Consider the following 23,174-nt stretch of genomic DNA (forward strand, 5'->3'; position numbering starts at 1 on the left):
GTTGGAAGAATAAGGGTAGAGCATGGGAGGTTTATGGTGATTAATCAATGGGGAATTAAATCTGCCGCCGCCGTACTGGCGCTTGCCTTGTTAACGAGCGGCGTCTCCGAAGGAAAAGCCGAATCGGCAGCAGCCGTGACGGCAACGGCGACGTCTGCCGTTCCTGCCAAGACTACGATTCTATTAGATGATGTAGAGCTGCCTTTCGATAGCCCGCCAATTATCGTAAAAGGCGTTACTTTTGTTCCGTTCCGCACCATCGGCGAAGCGCTTGGGCTACAGAAGGTCGTCTGGGACGAGAAGACGCAGACGGTCACGGCGGAAGGAATCAAGCAAGGCAAGGCGGTAAAGCTGTCCATGAAGATTGGTAGCGGAACAGCCGTTGTAAACGGGGCGAACGTAAAGCTGCCGGCAGCGCCGATGATGCGAAGTAATCGCGTGCTTATCCCGTTAAGCTTCTTCAGCACCCAATTCGGCGCTCAAGTCGGCTGGAGTCAATCAACCAATACCGTGACGATCAAATCGCCGCAAAAAGCAATGCATCTGCGTACATTCTATGCGTTATCCTCTTTCGCGGAGCGGGATCTCGTGAATTCGGCGAACTCCGTTGCCTATGGCTGGAGCCGAATTGACCGTGACGGCAATTTTACGCTCGAAGGCTCTGAATACCGGGTCCCGGAGCCTAATGGCGATGTCACGCCGCAATCGTTAGTAAGCGATGCCGCGGATAAGTCCATCAAGCCCTACCTGATGGTCTATTCCCTCGATGGGCAAAACGAGCTCACGACAATGATGGGCAGCGAGACGCTTCGCGCCAATTCGATCAACGGCATTACAAAGGCCATATCGGATTACGGCTTTGGCGGCGTGGTTCTGGACTTTGAAGGGCTTGGCTTCCAAATGGACAAGGTTGAGCAGCAGAAGCTTCTAAATAACTATGTGAAGCAGCTGAAGGATGCGCTTCCGCAGGATGCTGCATTGTCCTTGGTTGTGCATGCGCCAAACAGCGCATATCAAGGCTATGATTACAAGACGCTGGCAAGCCTAGCGGACGACCTTGTTCTCATGGCTTACAAATACAATCCTTCGGGCACGGCATCTCAAGTACCCAATCCCAATAATAAGGTAAACGAAGCCATCCAAATGGCTTTAAAAGCAGGCGTTCCCAAATCCAAGCTTCTACTTGGCATCGATCTAAGTGCGGAAACGCCGCAATCCATCGACGATAAGCTTGGCTTAGCCAAGCGTTACCAGTTGAAGGGAGCTGCGCTGTGGCGCTTGGGCTTGTATAGCAAATATTCGCCTGATATGATTCCGGCCATTAATAAATCCGTTATAAAAGAATAGTTTTAAGGCCAACAGCGGCAGAATGGGATATCTTTCCCAATCTCCCGCTGATTTTTTTTGGAAAAGCCCGAACCCTCTTCTATCCCTTTCATATTACTAGAGTAGCAGAGTGGAAAGGGGGGATCGACATGGGAGTGATGTTTCCGAGTGAGCTTCCTGAAATTATTGAAGCCGCAAAAAAGAAAGGCAAGCTTATTGTGCTTAAAACAGTTTCCGGTGAAGAAATTGTAGGACGGGTAGTAGCGGTGAAAAAAGGAGTCGTTGTCCTTAAAGCGTTCAACGCGAAGATTTATGTGGCATTGAACAAAATCATAGCCGTAATTGTCCGCTAAGGACAACAAAAAAACCGCGAAAAATTCCGCGGTTTTTTGTGTTAGCAAGCCGGATACGGCAATATATCGTTAATATCGTTAAAGCTGTAATGGAAAGTAGCGAACTGCGTGGCGTACATATATTGCATGATGTAAACCTGGCCGCCTTGCACGTTGCAAATGACCCCGGATACGCCTTGACCGTTGCGGAGAGAGATACCGACCGGGCGTCCGATCAGCATCATTGCTTTTTGCTGAATGGACATTTGACCCTGCATAAACATAATCCAATCAACCTCCTGATTGATTTTAATGGTATAATGGTGGGTAGACGATTAGCAACGCGAGAGAATGGAGCTTGGAAGAATGAAGAGATTCAAGAAATTTTATATCGAGATTACGAGCATTTGTAACCTGGCGTGCTCCTTCTGTCCACCAACCGAACGCGCAAAAGGTTTTATAAGCATAGAAGACTTTACGGAGCGGCTGGATCAGATCAAACCGTTTACGGACTATATTTATTTTCATTTGAAGGGCGAGCCGCTCCTCCATCCTAAGATTGACCAGCTGCTGGATATCAGTCACGAGAAGGGCTTTAAGGTTAATATTACGACGAACGGAACGCTGCTTCAGAAAAATAAACATAAGCTGCTGTCCAAGCCGGCGCTCCGGCAGATGAACTTCTCGCTTCACAGCTTTGACGGCCATGCCGGCTCCAAGGATAAGGAAGGGTATATCAGCGGTGTGCTATCTTTCGTCCGCGAAGCCATGGAACAGACGAACATGATTACTTCGTTCCGCTTGTGGAATTTGACGCAGGATAATATGACGAATGCGGAGAGACAGCGGAACCGCGAGATTTTGTCGATGATTGAGAACGAGTTCGAGTTGGATTTTCTTATCGAAGAAAAGGTTATGCCCGGAAGCGGAGTCAAAATCGCCGATCGTGTCTATCTGAATCAAGACTATGAGTTCGAATGGCCGGACCTGAAGGCGAAGGAGGACGACGGCAAAGGCTTCTGCTACGGAATGCGGAATCAGGCAGGCATACTTATTGACGGTACCGTAGTGCCATGCTGCCTCGACGGTGAGGGTGTTATCAATCTCGGTAATATGAATGAGCAGAGGTTCTCGGATATTATCGAGGGCGAGCGAGCGACAAATCTCGTTGACGGCTTCTCGAGACGGGAAGCGGTTGAAGAGCTGTGCCGCAAATGCGGCTACCGCCAGCGCTTCGGCAAATAAGGAAATTAGACATACGGACAGCCGTGAACGTTATACGTTTACGGCTGTTTTCATGTTTATCTTAGCCGATCGCGAACAGGATCAGTGATCGTACGCAATTTCTATCATCCGCTTCATCATCCTATGGAGATAGACGCCTAAACGTGCTTAGTGCCACAATTCTTTGAAATAACGCCGCGCGCGCTGCGCGGAATAAATGCCCGGCGCTCCCGAGCACAGATAAGCGACTGCGCAGCCGATCAGCATATAGAGCCAGCCGTAGCCTTGCAGGCCAAACAGCTCCAGGCCAAGAATAAAGCTGGCAAGCGGAGTGTTCGTTGCCCCGCTGAAGATCGAGATTAAGCCGATTCCGGCAAGCAGGGGAACCGATACGGCAAGCAGGTTGGCAAGCGCGCTGCCAAGCGTCGAGCCAATCACGAATAACGGCGTAACCTCGCCGCCCTGGAATCCGGATCCAAGGGTAATGGAAGTGAAAATCGTTTTCCACAAGAAAGCTAGCGGAGCTGCGGCTTCCTCGAAAGAATGCTGCAATAATGGAAGACCAAGGCCTAAATAATTCCGGGAGCCAACGAGATAGACCAACGCGATAACGATTAGGCCGCCAACAAAGCTTTTGATCATGGGATTCGGGAGCAGCTTCGTGAACCAGGCCTTAAGCTTATGGGTTAACTTGACGAACAATAGGGCAGCAAGCCCGAATAACACGGCGGCCGCGGCTATTTTGACTAGAAGAATAGCGCTTAGCGGAGGGACTGTCCCCATCGAATAATGAAGATGGTGTGCGCCCCAGGCTAACGTCGCGTAATGGCCCACGTAGCTGGCAAGAAAAACCGGCAGGATGGACTCGAGTGAAATGGCGCCAAGCGCGGCAACCTCAAGGGCGAATATAGCACCGGCAGCGGGGGTGCCAAAGACCGAGCCAAATCCGCTGCTGATTCCGCATAGCAGGATGATTTTGCGTTCGGCGCCGCTAAGCTTGAAGCGCTTGCTGATCATTTCCGCCAAGCTGCCGCCCATTTGAACCGCTGTTCCTTCCCGGCCCGCAGAGCCGCTGAACAGATGGGTAACAATCGTACCGAATAGGACAAGCGGCGCCATGCGCAGAGGAACAGCCGTCTCTCCGCCATAGATCCGGTCAAGCAGCAGATTATTGCCTTTTGCCGCATCTTTTCCGTAAAGCATATAAAGCCAGCTGACCAGCGCTCCACCTAGTGGAAGCAGCCATAGCAGCCAGGCATGCGACATGGATGTTTCCGTTGCCCATTCCAGGCTTGTCAGGAACAGGGCGGATGCCGATCCGGTACAAATGCCCACGACAGCCGCAACGGCCAGCCGGACTAGGGATGTTTTCATAACAATAGCCATAAACCCAATTAGCTCCTAACTAAAAAAAATCGCTCGTACAATTATTTAATTACTATCGTACATTTTGAAAATTACGTCAATAACCGGCAGAAGTGGTACACTAGAAGCAGATAAGTATAGGCGAAAAGGAGTCAGCGCTGCAAATGCTGTTTACGACCATGAATGAGCTCGACAATACCCTGTGGCCGCTTGCGAGGAAGCTGTACGAGCAGTCCTTTCCGAAGGAAGGGCGGAAGCCCGATGCAATCATTAACGGGATGTTCCGGAAAATGCCTTGTTTTCTCCATACGCTCTCCGATATGGACAAGGTCGAAGCAATGGCGATATCCGGTCTGACGGGCGGAGGAAAAATACTGCTTATCGATTATATCGCGGTTTCCGGGCGGCGCAGAGGACAGGGAATCGGCTCTCAACTGATCGAAGCCATAGCGGAATGGGCGCAAAAGGTCATGCTGCTTGATGGACTGCTTATCGAGGTGGAGTCGGAGCATACGGCAACAAATGAGCGTCGCATCCGGTTCTGGGAGCGGAACGGGTTCACGATTACCGATTACGAGCATCCTTATATCTGGGTGCCGGAGCCTTACCGGGCGATGTACAAACAGCTTAGTCAGGAGAACGCCTGGCTTGGTGACGGGAGCGGGAAAAAGCTGTTCCGTTACATAACGTCCTTTCACGAAAAGGCATATTCCAAGAAATAGGCAGGAGGAGATTGCGAAATGGAAAATCCGTTAAATAAAACATTAAACCGGAAATATATTTTACGCTTTCTGGAGGAGCTTCTTCAGATTCCAAGCCCTAGCGGCTATTGCATGAACATTATGAACCGACTCGAGGAGGAAGCGGCGAAGCTTGGTTATACGATGGAGCGCACGCCTAAGGGGAACGGAATGATCACGATTGCGGGCAGCGGCGATTCGGCTGATGCGATTGCCTATACCGCCCATGTCGATACGCTTGGCGCTATGGTCCGTTCCGTTAAACCAAACGGCATGCTGCGCATCACTCCCATTGGCGGCTACAACATGGAGACGATTGAAGGTGAATATTGCCTGATTCATACCAGGGACGGAAGGCAGTACGAGGGCACGGTTTTGTCTACCAAAACCTCCGTTCATGTCTATTCGGACGCAAGGGAATGGAAGCGGGACGAAGCCAACATGGAGATCCGAATCGACGAAAATACGTCCAGCAAGGCGGAAACGGAGTCTCTTGGCATCGCGGTAGGCGATATCGTGTCGTGGGATCCTAGAGTGCGGATTACGCCGCAAGGCTGGGTGAAATCCCGGCATCTGGACGACAAAGCAAGCGTTGCGGCGTTGTTTGGTCTTCTGGAATGGATGAAGCGGGCCGATAAAAAGCCGGAGCGAACGCTAAAGCTTATTTTCTCCACTTACGAAGAAGTAGGACACGGCAATTCTTATATGCCGGCCGACATTACGGAGCTAATCGCGGTTGACATGGGGGCGATTGGCGACGATTTGTCCACGACGGAGCGCGATGTATCGATCTGCGCCAAGGATTCTTCCGGACCGTACGATTACGAGATGACTTCGAGACTGATCGAGCTTGCGAAGCAGCATCAGCTGCCTTATGCCGTCGATATTTATCCGCATTACGGCTCCGACGCTTCTGCTGCGCTGCGGGGAGGAAGCAACATTCGCGCTGCATTAATCGGACCCGGCGTTCACGCCTCGCATGCGATGGAACGGACTCACGCCGATGCGATCGTAAATACCGCAGCTCTGCTGCTTGCGTACCTGGGATTATCCCTTTCCTAACGGATGATTTATTACTTCTTCGCGCTGCTGACAGCCGCGGTCATCTTGCTGGTGAACAATCCCCGCAGCGAGATGAACCGCTGGGCGGCTTTTTTCCTCGGAGCGGCCGCGATAGGCGGCTTGACGGATGTATTGATCCGGTACGGATATAACGAATGGGCAAGCATCGAGCAGCTGCTGAACCATACGTTATCGCCTTACGGCATTCTTGTGTTTAGCATCGTTTATTCCGAGCTGGTACCGGTAAAAAGAGTGAGGCTGTATTTGAAGCTTGCTCTGCTTGTTTTTCCTGCGTGGATGATGCTGACGACTCCACTAATGCCCGAAATTCGGATGAATTACCGATTCTTGCTAGGTTGGGCAGCCTTTTATTACATCGCTGCCTGCCTATTGCTTATCGTCTCCTTATGGAGGGAGACGAACCGCCGCAAGAGACGGAACCGTTTTATCGCAACTGTAATTATCGTGCCGACTATTCTGGCGGTGCTGCTCTTTATTAACATAGCGGCAGTTGTCGCTCCGGATTTGGAAGCATTCCGTTACGTGTCCTTGTTCATTATTTATTCGTTATCCGTTGCATTGATTTGCACGTTTATTTACGGCGTGCTGGGCGTAAGGCTGCGTTTTGAGAAGGATCCGCTCGAAGGGACGATGAAGGCGGTCAGCTCAGGGGCGGTGCAGCTCAATCATTCCATCAAAAACGAAATCGGTAAAATCGCTCTCAGCTCGGATAACCTGAAGCGGGAATTGGCAGACCGGTCGCCGGATTCGTTATCTCATCTTGCCATCATAACGTCAGCCTCGGAGCATATGCTGGGCATGGTGAACCGGATTCACAGCCAGATGCGGGATATCGTGCTTGTTGAGAAGCCCTTCAAGCTTGACGAGCTTGTGCTAAGCTGTTTGGCTAAACATAAGGGGCTGTTTGAGCAGAAGGAAATCCATGTTAGAGAAGATTATGACTGCCGGCCAATCGCGATTGGCGATCCCGTTCATTTATCGGAGGCGATCGGCAACGCATTGATTAACGCGGCTGAAGCCATGGACGCCGGCGGGTCATTAGCGATACGCTTGGACCGAGAAAAAAAGTCCGTGCGGTTAACCATCAAAGATGATGGAAAAGGGATACCGGCCGATCAGCTGGAGCGTGTATTCGAACCGTTTTTCAGCACGAAAAACCGCTCGAGCAACTTTGGACTAGGTTTGTCTTACGTCTACAATGTGATGAAAAAGAGCGGAGGCTCTGTTGACGTGTTAAGCAGGGAGAATGAAGGGACGACCGTTATTTTGCATTTTGCCGCTAAGAACATCCGCTTCGGCTGACAGGAGGAGCCCATCATGGCAACGATTAGAATCTTTCTCGTCGAGGATGATCCGGATTGGATCCGGGCAATGACCGCTTATTTGAACAGCGAGCCCGACCTGGAGGTTGCCGGTTTCGCCACTTCTTCCCGGGAAGCGATTGAAAAGGCAAGGCAGCTTGACTTCGATGTCGTCCTGCTGGATATCCAGCTGACGGACTACGAGGAAGAAGGCATTCATACCGCTATCGAGCTTCATGATATTCATCCGGCTAAGATCATCATGCTGACGTCGATGAAGGACGAATCCATCATCATGCAGGCTTTTACGGCGGGGGCGGTTAATTACGTGGAGAAAACCAATTACAAAGAGCTTCCCCATGTCATAAGGAATGCGCATCAGCATCCGCGGGCAATGGAAGCCTTGCTTAAGGATTACGCCAGGCTGAAACGGGAGGAGCAGCTGAGGCAGCTGACTGCCGCGGAGCGCGAGGTGTTTGAGCTGATCGAGCAGGGTTATACGCAGCCGCAGATGGAGAAGAAGCTGTACAAGACGGAAAGCACCCTGAAGAATCAGGTGAACAAAATGCTTAAAAAGCTGGGGGTAACAAGCCGCAAGGAAGCCGTGGAAAAGGTGCGGCGCAAAGGCTTGCTTCCGCCCAAATAACGCAATAAGGCAAGGACGCTGCTTTTGAAAAGCAGCGTCCTTTTTTTCTGCATAGCAGGGTTCTAAAAAACTTAGAACTGCCGTCTTCCGGCCAGCCGTCCTAGAATGTAGGGGAAAGGAGCTGGATTGCCGCAATGAAACGAAAACCGATTTACGTGGAACTGAACATTCATACCGATATGGAAAAGCTGTGGACCTATACCCAGACCGCCGAGCTGCATGAGCAGTGGGATTTGCGGTTTTCAAGCATCACCTATCTGCCCCGCAAATCGGAGAGGAACACGTTAGCTTTTCTTTATGAGACGCGAATTGGCTTTGGCCTTCGGATAAGCGGAACGGGCAGGACGAAATCCTCGCAGCGCGAAGGGGCGGGAGGCAGGCTGTCTACCCTTGCCTTCGGCTCGGAGCAGCCGTTCTCATTAATCCGTCATGGAGCGGGATATTGGCAGTATCGCCCGAACGCGGACTCGATTACCTTCCTTACGAAATACGATTATGTCACCCGGTTCGGCCGGCTTGGGCAATGGTTCGACCGCCTTTTGTTCCGTCCTTTATTCGGCTGGGCTACCGCTCTCAGCTTTGATGTTTTGCGGTTGTGGCTGGAGAAGCGGATCCCGCCGGCAGTCAGCCTGCAGCGTACGCTGATTCATTATTTGTGCACGGTTCTATTAAGCCTGCTATGGCTGTATGAAGGTCTCGTACCGAAGTGGATGTACCCGGAAGCGGGAGAGCTAAGCATCATGCAAAGCATGAATATGTTCCCGGGAATGGAACAGCAAGCTCTGAAATGGCTGGGAGCCGCGGAGATTCTGTTAGGCTTGCTGCTTCTGACATATCACCGGAAGAAATGGATTTACTACCTTCAGGCAGCGGGATTATTGGCGCTTGCAGGAGGAGCTTTGGCTTATGCACCATCGCTGTTGGAGCAGCCGTTTAATCCTTTTGTGTTAAGCGCGGCAATGACAGGGCTATGCCTGATTGGCCTATGGACTTCCAAGGACTTGCCTGACGCCGCCAATTGCATCCGCAAGAAAGGGGAAATGAAGAAATGACGAGATCCATCTACGAACAAGCATTGGGAGAGGAGTTTAAGAAGCTCCATCCTCGCATTCAAGAGCGATTCGGGTTCAGCAGCAAGGACCAAATCGCTTCTATCGGCCAAGGGGTTATGGACCGGATCTGGTTTAATAAGTGGGCGGCATTGCCGCTTGCCTTAGGAGCATCGCGGCATATTATGTTCCCTCAGGGTGGAAGCGGCATCCCGTTTACGATTGAAAATTATGCTTATCGGGACGGATTTGGCCGCGAGACGGTAACCTGGATCCGCAAATTTCAGTTCAAGCGGTCCATTAGGCATTTTGACGCCACGATGATTTACAGCGCTGATAGAAAGGGAATCGTGGACTACCTGGGTAATAAGCAGCATTTGGCGGTGGATCTGGATATTACGGCTGCAAGCAATGGGGGGATAAGGATTCGTTCGGGGGATCAGAGGTTCTACGAGGGACTCCTTCAATTTACATGGCCGGCGCAGCTCACAGGAACGGCAGATGTTACCGAATGGTATGACGACGAACGGGAAAAGTACCGGATTAGCGTGATTGTCAGCAGCCCCGTTTTGGGTACGGTTTTTCATTATGAAGGGAGTTTTGACGCAGAATTGATTCCCATGAGACATATCCCGTTAGATGCGAAGCCGCTAAGGGAAGAAGCGCGTGAGTGATGTTAAATATTAGCTTCGCATGAAACGACAAATTTTTCTAAACAAAGGAAGGAAAAAAAGACTATATGTCGAATGAAATAAGGATTAAAGCTTCATGTATTCATGAGAAATAGAGGTTGAAGCATGCATAATTCGGTATTTTTCAAGAGCGTCATTAACTCAAACTCCATATTTGATTCAATGGGGCTTCTTGGCCATTTTTTAAAAGATACGATCGGCTGCGAGCAAATTTGTTTATTTCTAATGGAGGATTCACAGCGTCAGGAGCCGGCAGCGTATTCGTACAATATGCTGCAGGTGGATACCAGCCAGCTTCAACAGCTTGCTGTACAGGCTGATTTTTTCGAGCGTATTCCAGATGGAAGACCACTGCGACTAGATGATACGATAGACGGAATCTCCCTTTCGGAGACGTCTTTCCACACGATATATCCCTTCCATATCAAACGTAATGCAACGTATGGCACACTCCTGCTCTGTTTTCAATCTCAGCGATCATTAACACCCGAAGAGCTTCAAATTTGCCGAATGAATAAACTGCATATGGACCAGCTCATCGACAAGATCTATTTCCGCAAGCAATTTCTGAAGGAACAGTCTTTCGAGAGCCTGTTTAACACGCTGCGGATGAAGGACAGCTTCACGGTGGACCATTGCTATAACGTCGCCTTTTATTCCTCGTTGCTTGGAGAAAAGCTTGGCCTTTGTCCGGCCGAACTCGAGCTGCTGAAGCTGGCCGCTCTTCTGCACGATATCGGCAAGCTGGCTATTCCGGATCATATATTGATGAAGCCCGGCAGACTTACCGATGACGAGTTTGACGTTATACGCCAGCATCCGGCTATCGGCTACCAGCTTCTGAAGGATCTTCCGGAAGTGAAGGACATCCTGCCAATCGTAAGATGGCATCATGAGCGTATTGACGGAAGAGGTTACCCGGATGGCCTAAAGGGGGACGAAATCCCGCTGCTTGTCCGGATCGTCAGCCTGGCGGATGCTTTCGATGCGATGACTTCAACCCGGGTTTACCGAAGCTCCCTTCATGTGGAGGAAGTCAGAAAGCAGTTAATTACGAACGTGAATACGCAGTTTGACGAACAGCTCGTCACGCTGTTCCTTGAGATCATCGATGAGCAAATGACGATGAGAACCTTATCTACAGGTGAATGAAATCGGAAAGAGAGTTGGAGTATGTCATTGCGTGAAAAGATACTCATCGTGGACGATGAACCGCATAATGTACAAATTCTTCGTATATTTTTGAACTCCTTAAATTACAGCATACATACGGCAGAGTGCGGCTCTGAGGCATTAAGGTTGTACGATGAGATTCGTCCGGATCTCATACTACTGGACGTGATGATGCCTGACATGTCCGGCTTTGACGTCTGCAAGCAATGGATGAGCCGGGAAGAATTTGATACACCCATTATCTTTTTGTCTGCCAATGTGCAGAAGAAGGATATTTTGCAAGGCCTGCAGCTTGGTGCCTTTGACTATTTGACCAAGCCTTACGATCTTGATCTGCTTGAAATGAAGGTCAGCTATGCTCTGGGACAAAAGCAGAAGCTGGAACGTCTGATGAGCGACAAAGAAAAACTGTCCGAAAGAGCGAATACGGACGCTTTAACCGGCTTATACAACCGGATGTATTTAAACGAGCTACTCTTGGAATCATCGGTTAGCTTGGCGGATTACGGCGCGATGCTGATGATCGACATGGACAACTTCAAATATATCAATGATACATTTGGCCATCTAGTAGGGGATCAAGTTCTGCAAGAGATTGCTTCCATTATTCAGAAGGCGATCTCTCCGGAGAATGATCTTGCCTTCCGCTTCGGCGGGGACGAGTTCCTTGTCTTGCTGCAGCAGGAGCAGGGAGCAATGGAGACTGCGCAGGAGATTATCCGGACGGTAAACGAACTTGCAATCGGCTCGCTGGTGGAACAGAGTGTGAAAGCTTCAGTCAGCATTGGAATTACGAAGAGCTCAGACCATTATTCCTTTGAACAAATCATTGGCTTTGCCGACCGGGCCTTGCTGCGGTCCAAACAAAGCGGCAAAAATCAGATCACGATCTATTAAACGGATGGATAGGTGAATATTAATGATGGAATTAAAGAGCTTCAAAAAATTATTTCTGATGACGAAAGTAATTAATTCGCAATTTGAGCTATCCGATATTTTGCAAGTATTCGTTGACGCCATCGCCAGCGAGATCACGCAGGCGGATCTGGTCGGATTTTTCCTCAAGCAGCCTGACGGCACTTTTATCGGGTATAAGGGGAACAAAATGTCGATCGATATTACGGAGCTCCTAATTGATCCTCAGAAGGACCGCTTTGTATGCGATATCCTGGAAAGAAGAGCAAGCGACTATATCGACGACACTAATCTTGACCCGCGCATTGACGACGATAAGAAGCTGCTGATGAAGATCAAATCCATTTTGGGTATTCCCGTTATCGTGAATGATTCGGTATTTGGCGTTGTATTTGTCCATGATTTCGGGAAACCGATGAATCTGACCCGCGAACAGATCGAAGTAACGGAAGCCTTCGTTAATATGGTCAGCGTTGCGATTCACAATATCCAGATGTTCGAAAATACGAAAAATCTCGTGGACAAGCAGCAGCTGCTGCTTGACGCGACAAAGGCATTGTCCAAGTCGCTGTCCGTCCGCGAAGTATTAAAAACCTGTTTCCACTATATGAAACGGGCAACCGGCTCGGATGAAGTGGGCATCCACTTATACAACGAGAAGGACCGTACGATCGAGCCTTATCATATTTCCTCGGTCAGCGTAACGGAAGAGGAATGGAAGAACAGGCATCGCGAAGATATCAAGCTGAGCATTGACAAGGACAAACTGTTCTATGAGGTTGTGACGGAGAAAAAAGCGATAGCGATTTCGGATGTTTACGCGGATCCCCGGCCGGATCACCGGGCTTGCGAGATGTTCGGCATCAAAAGCCTGCTGCTCATTCCGCTTGTCGCAAAGGACCGCGTGTTTGGCGACGTCGTCATCCCAACCATGAACGTATGCCGCGAATACGAGCCTGGCGAGATCGAATTCTGCCAGTCCATTGCGGATGTAACGGCGACCGCTCTCGCGAATGCCATCCATACCGAGCATCTGGATTATTCGGTCAACGTACGTTCGATGGAGCTGCAGCAGGCGAACTTCAAGCTTGAAGGATTGGTGAAGGAGCTCGAGTACCTGAACGAGCTGAAGAGCGATTTTATCGCGACGCTGTCTCATGAGCTCCGTACTCCTATCACGGCCGTAAAAGGTACCGTTGATATTTTGCGCAAAGAAGTGCTTGGCAAGCTGAACGATTCCCAGCTCGATCTATTGGAGACAGCAGGTAAATCGATCGAGCGTCTGCTGAATCAGGTGAATGAGCTGCTTGATTTCGCCAAGATGGAGAACGGGAAATTCGAACTGACTTATTCGGAGTTCGATTTCGAAGAGTTGATCCGGGAAGCCACCCATATCGTAGATTCTCTGATCAATAAGAAGAAGCTGGAGCTTGAAGTTGAAATTCACGCGGGCGCGAACAGAACGATGCGGGCGGACCGCGAGCGGATTTTGCAAATTTTGCTGAATCTCTTATCCAATTCGATCAAGTTTACCCCGCAGAGAGGCAAAATTACGATTAAGGCATACATGAAAGACAATGAGATGACGATCGAAGTGATTGATACCGGCATTGGAATTCCTGTGGAAAAGCAAAAAAATATTTTCACGAAGTTTTATCAGGTGAACAATCAAATTAACGGTACCGGCCTTGGCCTTGCCATATCGAGACAGCTTATTGAAATGCACGGGGGCAAAATTTCGTTTGAATCGACCGAAGGGGAAGGCTCCGTATTCAAATTTACCGTTAAGAAATAAGAGAAAGAGAATAGAAGGAGAATAAGATGAGAGCAATCGAAGCTGGATTAAGATTTTTGGTTAGTCAAGGGGTCAAGTACATTTTCGGAGTCCCGGCGGGCTCTATCAATGCATTGTATGATTGCTTGCATGAACTTCCAGAATTAACATCCATTGTAGCCAAGCATGAGTCAAGTTCAGGTTATATGGCAGCAGCCTATACACGAATTACAGGTATTCCAAGCGTTTGCGTCGGTTCGAGCGGTCCCGGGGCAACCAATCTGGTCACGCCTGCAGCCAATGCATGGCGCGAGAAGCTTCCGGTTATTTTCCTAACAGGGGCAATCCCTACTACGAAATTCGGAAAAGGCGGCGGTCAGGAACTAAACGCTGATCCGATCTTCTCTTCCGTCACCAAGCTGAGCAAGACCGTTACCAATCCCGAGGATCTGCCGCGTGTTTTGGCCGAAGCTTACAATACCGCGATTAGCGGAATTCCCGGACCGGTACATATTACGATTCCGATCAACATGCAAATGACGGAGATTGGCGAGCCGGAAATGTTGACGGCGGTTCAGACGCAACCCGTCCAGCCGAACGCGGATGAGATTGAAGCCGCTGCGGCAGCCATCAAAAAAGCGGGGCGCCGCGGCGCGTTAATGCTCGGACACGGCTCCAAGGAATTTAAAGATACGATTCGTCGATTCGCCGAGCTGACCGGTTGGCATGTTGCGACAACGCCGCGCGGCAAAGGCGCCTTCCCGGAAAATCATCCTCTTGCCTTAGGCGTATACGGATTGGCGAGCAATGATTCGGCGGTGGACTATCTTCGCGGTGATAACCATGATCTGTTAATGATTGTTGGTTCCGCATTAGGCGAATCGGCAACAAGCAGCTGGGATGAGCGGCTGGTGAACGGCAAACAGATCATTCACATCGATCATGATAAACGGGAATTGGGCAAAAACTTCGATACCGATTACCCGGTACACGGAGATATCGAGCTAGCCGTATGGCAGTTGATTGACCGCTTGTCCGCAGGCGTGCAGGAAGAACAGCTTGAGGAGATCTCAAGCGCCTACAAGGAAGCGGCTGCCGCATTGGAAGCAGCTGGTCCGGGTACAGAGGACTGGAATACAAGATCCGCGATCCGGCAGCTTAATCTTCTTGCGCCTGACAATGCCCGGTATTATGTAGATATCGGCGAATTTATGACCTACTCGATTAAAAATATCGTTGTCCGCGAGAAGCAAGAGTTCGATATCAACATTAACTTCGGCGGAATGGGGTCGGGAATTAGCGGTGCTCTCGGCGCTCAGCTTGCGGAGCCGGCTCGTCCGGTCATCAGTATTACCGGTGACGGCTGCTTCTTTATGCATGGCATGGAAGTGCTGACGGCTAAGGAATACGATCTCCCGATCGTATTTGTCGTCATTAACAATGCCCGTCTTGGCATGGTTTATCATGGACACATGATGCAGTACAGACGCTGCCTGGAAGACTTCTCCCAGCAGCGTACAAGCATCGCGAATGTTGCGAAAGCGCTTGGCGTCCGGTACGCGCAGGCTGAATCCTTGGACGAGCTCCGCCCAGAGCTTGCGACAGACTGGTTCGACCAATCGAAGGGACCTATCGTCATCGAGATTAACGTCGAGGGGAACGAAATTCCGCCGATGGGTGAGCGCGTGAAGTTTTTGCAGGGCGCAACTTATTAATTGAAACCGAAAAGCTGCCTTCCGTTTACATGCGGAGGCGGCTTTTTTCAATTCAACGCACCTCCCCACCTAAGGACGGCGAAGCCGTTTCACCTTGGTCTGGGCGAAAATCGCATAAAAAGGGAAAAGCCGTGACACGTTAAGGGCAACGGAAGGGAGGCGTTCGGCAATGCGAAGGAAAGAAATTCCGTCCTTTTATTTCTATATGCTGCATGGCTTGCTTGTTGCTGTAGTTCTTGTCCTTGTCTTGTCTTTAGCGGAGCATCCCGCTGTGTCAGCCGGTCAACGGTTTGCGAAGAACGCAGCTATTATTGCCCATCGCGGTGCATCCGGTTATGCTCCCGAGCATACCCTTGCAGCTTTTAGAAGCGCTATTGAAGCAGGGGCGGATTACATTGAAATTGATCTTCAGCTTACGAAGGACGGTCAGATCATTGCGATGCATGACAATACGGTTAACCGTACCACGAACGCGAAAGGCAAGGTGGGAGCTATGACCTTGGATGCCATTAAGCAGCTGGATGCCGGCTCCTGGTTTAATCAGCATCATCCCATGTACGCCAGAGAAGAGTATGCGAGGCAGCAAGTGCCTTCTCTATCCGATATATTCACCGCTTTTGGCCGGGAAACGCATTATATTCTGGAGATTAAAGACTCGCCTTACAATCCGGGAATTGAAGAAAGGCTGCTGGAGACCATCTACCAATACCGGCTTGAGGATTACGTGATCATCCAGTCCTTTGACGCAAAGAGCTTAAAGAAAATCCACATGATGAACGACAGAATCGAATTGCTGCAGTTGATGTGGTACAACACACCAGCGCGGATCAGCAGCCTTTCATTAAATAAGATCAAAAAATACGCAATGGGAATCAGCCCTAATTTTCCGAAAATCAATGCGGCTTACGTTCATAAGGTTCAAAAATCCGGTCTTCGCATTTACCCGTATACCGTTAATTATCAATTAAACATGGACCGGGCATTAAGCTGGGGGGTTGACGGGATATACACGGATTATCCGGACCGGTTCCGCGAAGTGCTGCGGCAGAATAGCAGTTATGTTTACTTGCTTCGCCATACACTCGCACAGTGGCTGAATAACTGACCGAATCCGCCAGCTATCGGCCGCTGCGGAGCTTTAACGTACGCCGGATCAGCATGGGCAAGGTCATGCTTCCAGCCGTTGCTGCTATAAACGAATGAAAGGGAATGATTAGGGCGTAGTATGCGGCCGTACTGATAACGATATCGATAAGAATGAATTTTCTCACCTCCGCTATTGGAATTACCACGATAACAATCGATTGTTTATTTCCCATTTCGGCTTCCTCCAGCTCCGATAATCTCTATTTCCCATCCTATTGCAGAGTATATTTGTCCCATTCGGGTTACCTGTTACATAATGGCAATCGTTCCAGGGCACATTGTAAATAACAAGGAAGCTAAGAATGGAGGCTTTGTGCAGATGAGTGAAGCTGCAGCGTTACTGCGTACGTCCAAAAACCGCAAATTGCTGTTCAGCGCCGGATTCAGCTGGTTATTTGACGCCATGGATGTGGGGCTTGTCTCGTTTATCGCAGCGGCTTTAAGCGTCGATTGGAACCTCAATGCCCAGCAGATTGGTCTGCTTGCCGCGATAAACTCTACCGGAATGGCGTTTGGCGCAGCGGTATCCGGATCGCTGGCCGATCGCTACGGCCGAAAAGCCGTTCTGCTATGGACTTTGCTGCTGTTTTCCGTAGCTAGCGGATTATCTGCCCTGGCGCCCAATTTAATGGTTCTGGCCATGCTGCGTTTTGTTGCGGGATTTGGTTTAGGCGGGGAGCTTCCGGTTGCATCCACGTTAGTATCCGAATCGGTGCCCGTTGAAGTAAGAGGCAGAGCGATTGTTCTGCTTGAAAGCTTCTGGGCAGGCGGCTGGATTCTTGCTGCCCTCATCTCCTATTTCTTTATTCCGCATTTCGGATGGAGAATGGCTCTCGTTATCGGCGCTATTCCTGCGGTGTATGCGTTGTTCCTTAGACGGGCAATCGAGGATTCCCCGCGTTATAAAGAGCAGGCCGACAGAAGAAGGCTTCGCTTTGGCGAGCGTGTGGCTTCCTTATGGTCAGGTCCCTATCAACGGGCTACCGTAACGTTGTGGATTCTTTGGTTCACGGTCGTCTTTTCTTATTACGGGATGTTCCTGTGGCTGCCAACGGTTATGGTATTGAAAGGCTTTACGCTCGTCAAGAGCTTTCAATACGTGCTTATTATTACATTAGCCCAATTACCGGGATATTTTACGGCTGCCTATTTAATTGAAAGGGTCGGCAGAAAAGCGGTGCTTGGCGTTTATCTGCTTATGACGGCCATATGTGCCATTTGGTTCGGTAATGCCAGTACAGCCGGTATGCTTCTCGCCGCGGGCATTTTCCTGTCCTTCTTCAATTTGGGGGCATGGGGTGCCATGTATGCTTATACGCCGGAGCTGTATCCTACAAGCGTTCGCTCAACAGGAGTAGGCTTTGCTGCAGCCTTCGGGAGGATTGGCGGGATTATCGGACCGTATCTGGTAGGCTTGCTGATTGATAACGGCACAACGATTAATGCCGTATTCGTTGTTTTCTTTGTTGCGATCGTTATTGGTGCGTTAACGGTGATGCTGTTTGGCCGGGAAACAAAAGGTATGGATCCAGACCGCGCGTAGAACGGTCTGCAGGTAGGAGGACATGAGGATGAAAGAGGATGGCTTCTCCCCATTGCTGCATGCCAACATAGAAAGAATGAAGCTGATGTTGGGATACAGCTCGGACTTTATCGTCCGTGAGCTGATCCTGCCCGGCAATAAGAAGACGGCTATCTTTTATCTGGACGGCATGGTAGACAAGAAGGAGCTTCAGGACAGTGTTATTTCCGCACTGCTTGACCGGACGCCGGAGGAGCCTGTTACGCTGCAGGAGCTGAAGGATCATGTTCTGGACGCAGGGGAGGTATGCGTTACCCGTACGCTTGAGGCTGCTTTGGAGCAACTGTTCTCCGGCAGCTTATTTATTATGATGGATGGGGTTGTGGACGGATTAAGCATTGCGCTGCCTGGCTGGAACGACCGTGCCATTACGGAATCCAAAACCCAATCGGTTGTCCGTGGTCCTCAGGATTCCTTCACGGAAACCCTGCGCACCAATACAACTCTTGTCAGACGCAGAATTAAAGATACAAGAATTCGGATCGTCTCGCTTAAAGTCGGCAAAATGACCAAAACCGATGTAGCGGTTATGTATATGGACACGCTTGCTGATGAGAAACAGGTTCGCAGACTAATCGGACGTTTGCAAGCCTGCAAGCAAGACCGGGTTCTCGAAGGTGAATACCTGGAAGAGTTCCTGCATGAGAAAAAACAGCTGACCATATTTCCAACCATGTACAATACGGACCGGCCTGATACGATTGCCGCGGGAATTATGGAAGGCAAAATTGCGATTTTCGTAGACGGAACGCCGTTCGTCATGTTGACTCCCGCTCTATTCGTTGATTTCATACAATCGGCGGAGGATTATTACCAGCGCCCTCTATACAGCAACCTGATTCGGCTGCTCCGTTACGTGGCGCTTGCCATCTGTCTTCTTGCTCCGTCGGTTTATATTGCTCTTACAACTTTTCATCAGGATATGCTGCCAACTCAGCTGCTCTTAAGCCTAGCCACCCAACGGGAAGGGGTGCCTCTTCCGGCTTTTATTGAAGCGATGCTTATGGAAGGCACGTTCGAGATATTGCGGGAAGCCGGAATACGGATGCCGCGCACGATTGGCCAAGCGGTATCGATTGTAGGAACGATTGTGATTGGCCAGGCCGCTGTAGAGGCTAGTATCGTCTCGGCGGCAATGGTTATTATCGTATCGATTACCGCCATTTCCAGCTTTGTCATTCCGGCGTATGCCATGTCGATTCCGATTCGGATCATACGCTTCGCGTTTATGGTTTTGTCGGCTTCCTTTGGTGTTTACGGACTGACTATCGGCATTATTGTCCTGGTTGTGCATCTGTGCCATCTTCGTTCCGCCGGCATTCCGTACTTAAGTCCAAGCGCTCCGTTCCATGCCAGCCAGCAAAGCGACGCCATCTTCCGCATGCCTTATTGGAAATCGACGAAAGGGCAAACGAAGCAGGGGCGATCCTCATGAACGGCTGCAAAAGGATTGGACTGGCTTTTACAGCCTTCATATTGATGGCATCGCTCTTGACGGGATGCTGGAACCGGCGGGAGCTGAATGCGATATCCGTTGTGCTGGCTATGGGAATAGATTGGGTAGACGAACAGTATCAATTGACGGTTCAAGTATCAGACCCGTCCCAGATGTCGATAAATCGTTCAGGCGAGCGATCACCTGCCATTATTTTCTCGGAACGGGCGCCAACTATTTTTGAAGCATTGCGCAAAATTACGACCAAAGCTTCGCGAAGGATGTATTTATCCCATATGCGGATCGTCATTATTAATGAAAAGATAGCGGAGCGCGGGCTGCGGAATCCTCTTGATTTTTTATTCCGGGATCACGAGGTCCGTCCGGACTTTTTCATGGCCGTTGCGAAAGGCTGCGACGCCAAAGATATTCTAGCGTTCGTTACGCCAATGGAGGTGCTGCCGGCCATTGATTTATACAAATCGCTTAAAGTGTCCGAGAGTTCCTGGGCGCCTACTTCCGCGGTCAATGTTGTTGATATGATGCAGAAGGTAACGAAGGATGGAATCGAACCGGTTCTAACGGGAATTACGCTTATCGGTAACAGAAACAAAGGAATGAAAATAGATAATGTGAAGCAGCCCAAAGCATATGCCGAATACAAATATACGGGAATTGGCGTGCTTCTCGACGACCGTATTGTCGGGTGGCTAGGTGAATCGGACAGTAAAGGCTACAGTTATGTGTCTAACATTGTGCGCAGTACGGTTGGTCATGTGAGATGCCCAGACGGCAGGGATAACTTTGTCGTAGAGATCTACAAATCGCATGCCGAGATTATTCCTTCGATAAAAGACGGCAAACCTCATGTGAAGGTTAAAATGAAGAGCGATGCCAACATCGGCGAATATCATTGCAGTGCGGATCTAGGCGATGAAAAGGTATTCAGTCAAATGCAGCAGGTAGCGAGAGAAGAACAGAGGACTACTCTTGAGCACAGTATCCGTCATGTTCAGCGGAAATACGGTGCGGATATTTACGGCTTTGGCGAGGCTTTCCACCGGAAATATCCGAAGCAATGGAACAAATGGAAGAAGCAATGGCCGGAAATATTCAAAAATGATCTTCAGGTTGAAGTTGTAATCACAACCGAGCTGCACAAAACAGGCAAGATCTTAAATACGATTCACAAGCAGCCTTAGCTGTAATGAGAGTCTATTCGTGTGGGAGGCGGCTGTAATGGATCATCTGATTATTCTGCTGATCTTTCTGGCAGGGGCTTTTATGGAGTATCGCGTCCTGATGAAAAAACGCCAAGTTCGGGATATTGTAGTCAGCGCGTGTTTCCTTAGCGTGGGAGTTGCGCTTGTATTGCTTCGACAGCTTCAAGTGAATCTGCCGAGTCCAATGATGGGGATCAACGTCCTGTTCAAGCCGATTGATTTATTTATGTCGAGGCTGCTTAAGTAGTTCGCGGTTTATTAATGAAGAAAGAAGAAGGGGGCAGAGCATGGATAATGAGAAGCTGACGATCAGGCAGATGACGATGTGGTTTATCCTGTACCAGCTGGGCAGCGCATTTCTTGTTCTGCCTTCCAATCTTGCTTCGATTGCCAAGCAGGATGCCTGGATATCGCTTTGCGTGGTGTTGACTGTTCAGTTATTGATGATGATGGTATATGGGGGAATAGCAAAACAACTACACGGTGTCCCGTTTGAACAATATTTACAGACACTGCTTGGGCAATGGCTAGGCAGGCTGTTTTTGTTGTTATTCACGTTGATGTATCCATTTCTTATCCTTAGCCTTGTGTTGCGAGATCTTGCGGATTACATTACGACGTTGATCTTGCCGGAAACGCCAATGTCGGCAATCTTTGTCCTCATGCTAAGCGTAGTCATATACGTGGTATATTGCGGGGTAACAACAATCGGCCGTGCGGCGGAAGTGCTGTTTTTCCTGGTTATGGGGCTGCTTGCTTTAGGTTATGTTCCTCTGATCCCCAAGATGAGCCTGGACAATTTGCTCCCGGTATTCGAGTTTGGCTGGAAGCCGGTTGTTCATGCTTCTTTTACGACCATAGCCTTTCCCTATATTGAAAGCGTACTGTTCCTGTACTTCGCCACGCATACGAAAAAGCCGCAAGAGTGGAGAAGGCTTGTCATCAAAAGCTCGCTGTTCTCCGGGTTCCTGTTTATGTGCGTCACGGTTATCGTTATTTCCGTCTTGAGTCAGGGAGTCGTCTCGACCGTAGGCTTCTCGAGTTATTTTGCCGTCCGGACGATCAGCTTCAGCGATTTCTTCGAACGTTTCGAGATCGCAGTGTCGGTTATTTGGTTTATCGCGATTTTTTTTCGCATGTCCTTGCTCATGTACGTAAGCGCAAAAGGACTCTCGACCGTGTTTAAAATGAAGGATTACCGGTCTTTATTAATACCGATTGGCCTTATCGCTTATGTCATTGCCGGAACAGTATGGCCAAACACGGCTGCCTTGTTTACGACCTTCCGTATTTGGCCATTCTATGCGATGATCTTCGGGATCATCTGTCCGATTCTAATCTGGATAGCGGGGCAAATCAGGCAAAGCGTATCGAATTAATTGGCTGCCGCGATTTTTTTCAGCTTGTCCCATTCCTCGGTATGGCAGCGCAATTGCTCCAGCAAGGCTTCCATTCTCCTAATCAGTTCCGCTCTCTCCTCGGCATTCAGCTCCTGCAAGGATAAAGCCGCTTCATTGGGCAGCGGAGAGAAAGAGGGCAGGGCAGTCAAGAGCTGATTCAGCTTCTTGTCCATGGCTTCGTAGGGACTAACCGGTGCCGGCACAGTTTCGACTACCGTTGTTGCTGTCTCGTTAACCTCTGCCGGCTTGCTCTTTTCCGCTTTAGGCGCCTTTGGCTCGGCCGGCTTCGCTTTCTCCGCCTTGTTATGCTGCTGCACCGACCAGGTCTCCAGCAATCCGGGACCCGATTTGTACAGGAGCTTGTCCTTAGTAGCGGCAGAGATATCCTTGTCCTTGAACAGCTTGGCGATTTTCTTCACGTCCGAAGGCGGCATCTCGTCTCTTGCCATAATGAGGGCCAACGGATCCCGATGCTCCATCGGCAGGTCCTTCAGCGGCAGCAGCTGGTCCTCCGTGAGACGGTCCTTGCGAATTTCCGTGCCGCCAATGATAAGCTTCCGAACCGAATTGCCGAATTTAAGCAGCTCGCATTTGTTCTTTATGTACGATTCCGGTTTGCCGAACTTACTGGCAAGGAATTTAACCGATCGGCTAAATTTCGGGTCGGTCATCAGCTTGTTGAAAGCCTCCGCTTCTTCAATCGGGGAGAAGCCTTGACGCGTCAGGTTCTCGGCGATTTGCTCCAAGTAGATTTCCTGCTCATCGGTCATGTTCGTCACGATACAAGGAATCGTGACTAGTCCAAGCCGCTTGCAAGCCTTGTAACGGCGGTTGCCGTAAATAATCTTATATCTTCCTCCATCGATCGTTCTTACTTTAATGGGGGAGAGAAGCCCGATTTCCTCAATATTACGCATCAGCTCGACCAAAGCTTCTTCGTCGAACTGGTAGCGGGGCTGGTCCGTATCTTCGTCGATTTGGGTTAGTGGGAGTTGTACAATATCCATCACTTATCTCCTATTCTATTGTTCTATCTTTCTATTATACCTTAAA

At 49.8% G+C, this 23,174-nt stretch carries 23 protein-coding genes; 19 read left to right on the top strand and 4 right to left on the bottom strand.

Going from position 1 to position 23,174, the window contains the following annotated elements; all coding sequences use genetic code 11:
• The first annotated feature begins 33 nt into the window (after positions 1-33).
• Positions 34-1,347: a stalk domain-containing protein gene (locus ACR9FF_RS13580; RefSeq protein WP_435171675.1), complete on the top strand. Its 1,314-nt coding sequence runs from the start codon at positions 34-36 to the stop codon at positions 1,345-1,347.
• Between the two features lie 128 nt (positions 1,348-1,475).
• Positions 1,476-1,679: a hypothetical protein gene (locus tag ACR9FF_RS13585; RefSeq protein WP_317981888.1), complete on the top strand. Its 204-nt coding sequence runs from the start codon at positions 1,476-1,478 to the stop codon at positions 1,677-1,679.
• Between the two features lie 41 nt (positions 1,680-1,720).
• Here the strand turns inward: ACR9FF_RS13585 and ACR9FF_RS13590 are convergent, their stop codons facing one another.
• A complete protein-coding gene (locus tag ACR9FF_RS13590) occupies positions 1,721-1,924 on the bottom strand; it encodes a hypothetical protein (RefSeq protein ID WP_127496730.1) in 204 nt (67 codons plus the stop codon).
• A 100-nt stretch (positions 1,925-2,024) separates the two neighbouring features.
• On the opposite strand from ACR9FF_RS13590, the gene ACR9FF_RS13595 reads away from it, so the two are divergent.
• Positions 2,025-2,903, top strand: a complete 879-nt coding sequence (locus tag ACR9FF_RS13595) for a radical SAM/SPASM domain-containing protein (RefSeq protein ID WP_435171678.1) — start codon at positions 2,025-2,027, stop codon at positions 2,901-2,903.
• Between the two features lie 147 nt (positions 2,904-3,050).
• Here ACR9FF_RS13595 and ACR9FF_RS13600 read toward each other — a convergent pair whose 3' ends face one another.
• Positions 3,051-4,268, bottom strand: a complete 1,218-nt coding sequence (locus ACR9FF_RS13600; RefSeq protein ID WP_435171680.1) for a chloride channel protein — start codon at positions 4,266-4,268, stop codon at positions 3,051-3,053.
• 143 nt (positions 4,269-4,411) lie between these two features.
• Here ACR9FF_RS13600 and ACR9FF_RS13605 point away from each other — a divergent pair, with 143 nt between their 5' ends.
• The 11 genes from ACR9FF_RS13605 to ACR9FF_RS13655 all read left to right on the top strand — a co-directional run bounded on the left by ACR9FF_RS13605 (position 4,412) and on the right by ACR9FF_RS13655 (position 16,440).
• On the top strand, positions 4,412-4,969 hold the full coding sequence (locus ACR9FF_RS13605; RefSeq protein ID WP_435171682.1) for a GNAT family N-acetyltransferase: 558 nt from the start codon (positions 4,412-4,414) through the stop codon (positions 4,967-4,969).
• Positions 4,970-4,987: 18 nt separating this feature from the next.
• The gene (locus tag ACR9FF_RS13610; RefSeq protein WP_435171684.1) at positions 4,988-6,049 is read left to right on the top strand and encodes a M42 family metallopeptidase; all 1,062 of its coding nucleotides are present in this window, start codon (positions 4,988-4,990) and stop codon (positions 6,047-6,049) included.
• A 3-nt stretch (positions 6,050-6,052) separates the two neighbouring features.
• Positions 6,053-7,372 carry a sensor histidine kinase gene (locus ACR9FF_RS13615; RefSeq protein ID WP_435171686.1) on the top strand — a complete coding sequence of 440 codons (1,320 nt, stop codon included), beginning with the start codon at positions 6,053-6,055 and terminating at the stop codon, positions 7,370-7,372.
• Between the two features lie 15 nt (positions 7,373-7,387).
• A complete protein-coding gene (locus ACR9FF_RS13620) occupies positions 7,388-8,017 on the top strand; it encodes a response regulator transcription factor (protein ID WP_435171688.1) in 630 nt (209 codons plus the stop codon).
• 134 nt (positions 8,018-8,151) lie between these two features.
• On the top strand, positions 8,152-9,069 hold the full coding sequence (locus ACR9FF_RS13625) for a DoxX-like family protein (RefSeq protein ID WP_435171690.1): 918 nt from the start codon (positions 8,152-8,154) through the stop codon (positions 9,067-9,069).
• A complete protein-coding gene (locus tag ACR9FF_RS13630) occupies positions 9,066-9,740 on the top strand; it encodes a DUF4166 domain-containing protein (protein WP_435171692.1) in 675 nt (224 codons plus the stop codon). Before ACR9FF_RS13625 ends, ACR9FF_RS13630 begins: the two co-directional genes overlap by 4 nt.
• A gap of 123 nt (positions 9,741-9,863) precedes the next feature.
• Entirely contained in the window at positions 9,864-10,910 is a 1,047-nt protein-coding gene (locus tag ACR9FF_RS13635; protein WP_127496667.1) for an HD-GYP domain-containing protein, read from the top strand.
• 21 nt (positions 10,911-10,931) lie between these two features.
• Positions 10,932-11,828, top strand: coding sequence for a GGDEF domain-containing response regulator (locus ACR9FF_RS13640; RefSeq protein WP_435171694.1), 897 nt, complete (start codon positions 10,932-10,934; stop codon positions 11,826-11,828).
• Positions 11,829-11,850: 22 nt separating this feature from the next.
• Positions 11,851-13,641 carry an ATP-binding protein gene (locus ACR9FF_RS13645; protein WP_435171697.1) on the top strand — a complete coding sequence of 597 codons (1,791 nt, stop codon included), beginning with the start codon at positions 11,851-11,853 and terminating at the stop codon, positions 13,639-13,641.
• 26 nt (positions 13,642-13,667) lie between these two features.
• Positions 13,668-15,335, top strand: a complete 1,668-nt coding sequence (locus tag ACR9FF_RS13650; RefSeq protein ID WP_435171699.1) for a thiamine pyrophosphate-binding protein — start codon at positions 13,668-13,670, stop codon at positions 15,333-15,335.
• 169 nt (positions 15,336-15,504) lie between these two features.
• Positions 15,505-16,440 carry a glycerophosphodiester phosphodiesterase gene (locus ACR9FF_RS13655; RefSeq protein ID WP_435171701.1) on the top strand — a complete coding sequence of 312 codons (936 nt, stop codon included), beginning with the start codon at positions 15,505-15,507 and terminating at the stop codon, positions 16,438-16,440.
• Positions 16,441-16,453: 13 nt separating this feature from the next.
• Here the strand turns inward: ACR9FF_RS13655 and ACR9FF_RS13660 are convergent, their stop codons facing one another.
• Positions 16,454-16,654: a hypothetical protein gene (locus ACR9FF_RS13660; protein WP_127496672.1), complete on the bottom strand. Its 201-nt coding sequence runs from the start codon at positions 16,652-16,654 to the stop codon at positions 16,454-16,456.
• 146 nt (positions 16,655-16,800) lie between these two features.
• Here ACR9FF_RS13660 and ACR9FF_RS13665 point away from each other — a divergent pair, with 146 nt between their 5' ends.
• Genes ACR9FF_RS13665 through ACR9FF_RS13685 form a run of 5 tightly spaced genes read left to right on the top strand, consistent with a single transcriptional unit; the run spans position 16,801 to position 22,100 of the window.
• Positions 16,801-18,024 (top strand): MFS transporter, encoded by a 1,224-nt coding sequence (locus ACR9FF_RS13665; RefSeq protein WP_435171703.1) that lies wholly within the window; start codon positions 16,801-16,803, stop codon positions 18,022-18,024.
• Between the two features lie 28 nt (positions 18,025-18,052).
• A complete protein-coding gene (locus ACR9FF_RS13670) occupies positions 18,053-19,498 on the top strand; it encodes a spore germination protein (protein ID WP_435171705.1) in 1,446 nt (481 codons plus the stop codon).
• Positions 19,495-20,700, top strand: a complete 1,206-nt coding sequence (locus ACR9FF_RS13675) for a Ger(x)C family spore germination protein (protein WP_435171707.1) — start codon at positions 19,495-19,497, stop codon at positions 20,698-20,700. The genes ACR9FF_RS13670 and ACR9FF_RS13675 overlap by 4 nt, the downstream gene beginning before the upstream one ends.
• A 37-nt stretch (positions 20,701-20,737) precedes the next feature.
• Positions 20,738-20,968, top strand: coding sequence for a hypothetical protein (locus ACR9FF_RS13680; RefSeq protein WP_127496676.1), 231 nt, complete (start codon positions 20,738-20,740; stop codon positions 20,966-20,968).
• A gap of 40 nt (positions 20,969-21,008) precedes the next feature.
• Positions 21,009-22,100: a GerAB/ArcD/ProY family transporter gene (locus tag ACR9FF_RS13685; RefSeq protein ID WP_435171710.1), complete on the top strand. Its 1,092-nt coding sequence runs from the start codon at positions 21,009-21,011 to the stop codon at positions 22,098-22,100.
• Here the strand turns inward: ACR9FF_RS13685 and ACR9FF_RS13690 are convergent.
• Complete coding sequence (locus ACR9FF_RS13690) at positions 22,097-23,128, bottom strand: ParB/RepB/Spo0J family partition protein (protein WP_435171712.1); 1,032 nt, start codon at positions 23,126-23,128, stop codon at positions 22,097-22,099. The genes ACR9FF_RS13685 and ACR9FF_RS13690 overlap by 4 nt on opposite strands.
• Between the last annotated feature and the right edge of the window lie 46 nt (positions 23,129-23,174).

Origin of the sequence: Paenibacillus glycanilyticus, assembly GCF_051200795.1 — a bacterium.
Taxonomy (GTDB): Bacteria; Bacillota; Bacilli; order Paenibacillales; family Paenibacillaceae; genus Pristimantibacillus; species Pristimantibacillus glycanilyticus.

What these genes read in the sequence shown, in the direction of transcription:
- ACR9FF_RS13580 (WP_435171675.1), top strand. Translation starts at nt 34, where the DNA reads ATGGTGATTAATCAATGGGGAATTAAATCTGCCGCCGCCGTACTGGCG.
- ACR9FF_RS13585 (WP_317981888.1), top strand. Translation starts at nt 1,476, where the DNA reads ATGGGAGTGATGTTTCCGAGTGAGCTTCCTGAAATTATTGAAGCCGCA.
- ACR9FF_RS13590 (WP_127496730.1), bottom strand. Translation starts at nt 1,924, where the DNA reads ATGTCCATTCAGCAAAAAGCAATGATGCTGATCGGACGCCCGGTCGGT.
- ACR9FF_RS13595 (WP_435171678.1), top strand. Translation starts at nt 2,025, where the DNA reads ATGAAGAGATTCAAGAAATTTTATATCGAGATTACGAGCATTTGTAAC.
- ACR9FF_RS13600 (WP_435171680.1), bottom strand. Translation starts at nt 4,268, where the DNA reads ATGGCTATTGTTATGAAAACATCCCTAGTCCGGCTGGCCGTTGCGGCT.
- ACR9FF_RS13605 (WP_435171682.1), top strand. Translation starts at nt 4,412, where the DNA reads ATGCTGTTTACGACCATGAATGAGCTCGACAATACCCTGTGGCCGCTT.
- ACR9FF_RS13610 (WP_435171684.1), top strand. Translation starts at nt 4,988, where the DNA reads ATGGAAAATCCGTTAAATAAAACATTAAACCGGAAATATATTTTACGC.
- ACR9FF_RS13615 (WP_435171686.1), top strand. Translation starts at nt 6,053, where the DNA reads ATGATTTATTACTTCTTCGCGCTGCTGACAGCCGCGGTCATCTTGCTG.
- ACR9FF_RS13620 (WP_435171688.1), top strand. Translation starts at nt 7,388, where the DNA reads ATGGCAACGATTAGAATCTTTCTCGTCGAGGATGATCCGGATTGGATC.
- ACR9FF_RS13625 (WP_435171690.1), top strand. Translation starts at nt 8,152, where the DNA reads ATGAAACGAAAACCGATTTACGTGGAACTGAACATTCATACCGATATG.
- ACR9FF_RS13630 (WP_435171692.1), top strand. Translation starts at nt 9,066, where the DNA reads ATGACGAGATCCATCTACGAACAAGCATTGGGAGAGGAGTTTAAGAAG.
- ACR9FF_RS13635 (WP_127496667.1), top strand. Translation starts at nt 9,864, where the DNA reads ATGCATAATTCGGTATTTTTCAAGAGCGTCATTAACTCAAACTCCATA.
- ACR9FF_RS13640 (WP_435171694.1), top strand. Translation starts at nt 10,932, where the DNA reads ATGTCATTGCGTGAAAAGATACTCATCGTGGACGATGAACCGCATAAT.
- ACR9FF_RS13645 (WP_435171697.1), top strand. Translation starts at nt 11,851, where the DNA reads ATGATGGAATTAAAGAGCTTCAAAAAATTATTTCTGATGACGAAAGTA.
- ACR9FF_RS13650 (WP_435171699.1), top strand. Translation starts at nt 13,668, where the DNA reads ATGAGAGCAATCGAAGCTGGATTAAGATTTTTGGTTAGTCAAGGGGTC.
- ACR9FF_RS13655 (WP_435171701.1), top strand. Translation starts at nt 15,505, where the DNA reads ATGCGAAGGAAAGAAATTCCGTCCTTTTATTTCTATATGCTGCATGGC.
- ACR9FF_RS13660 (WP_127496672.1), bottom strand. Translation starts at nt 16,654, where the DNA reads ATGGGAAATAAACAATCGATTGTTATCGTGGTAATTCCAATAGCGGAG.
- ACR9FF_RS13665 (WP_435171703.1), top strand. Translation starts at nt 16,801, where the DNA reads ATGAGTGAAGCTGCAGCGTTACTGCGTACGTCCAAAAACCGCAAATTG.
- ACR9FF_RS13670 (WP_435171705.1), top strand. Translation starts at nt 18,053, where the DNA reads ATGAAAGAGGATGGCTTCTCCCCATTGCTGCATGCCAACATAGAAAGA.
- ACR9FF_RS13675 (WP_435171707.1), top strand. Translation starts at nt 19,495, where the DNA reads ATGAACGGCTGCAAAAGGATTGGACTGGCTTTTACAGCCTTCATATTG.
- ACR9FF_RS13680 (WP_127496676.1), top strand. Translation starts at nt 20,738, where the DNA reads ATGGATCATCTGATTATTCTGCTGATCTTTCTGGCAGGGGCTTTTATG.
- ACR9FF_RS13685 (WP_435171710.1), top strand. Translation starts at nt 21,009, where the DNA reads ATGGATAATGAGAAGCTGACGATCAGGCAGATGACGATGTGGTTTATC.
- ACR9FF_RS13690 (WP_435171712.1), bottom strand. Translation starts at nt 23,128, where the DNA reads ATGGATATTGTACAACTCCCACTAACCCAAATCGACGAAGATACGGAC.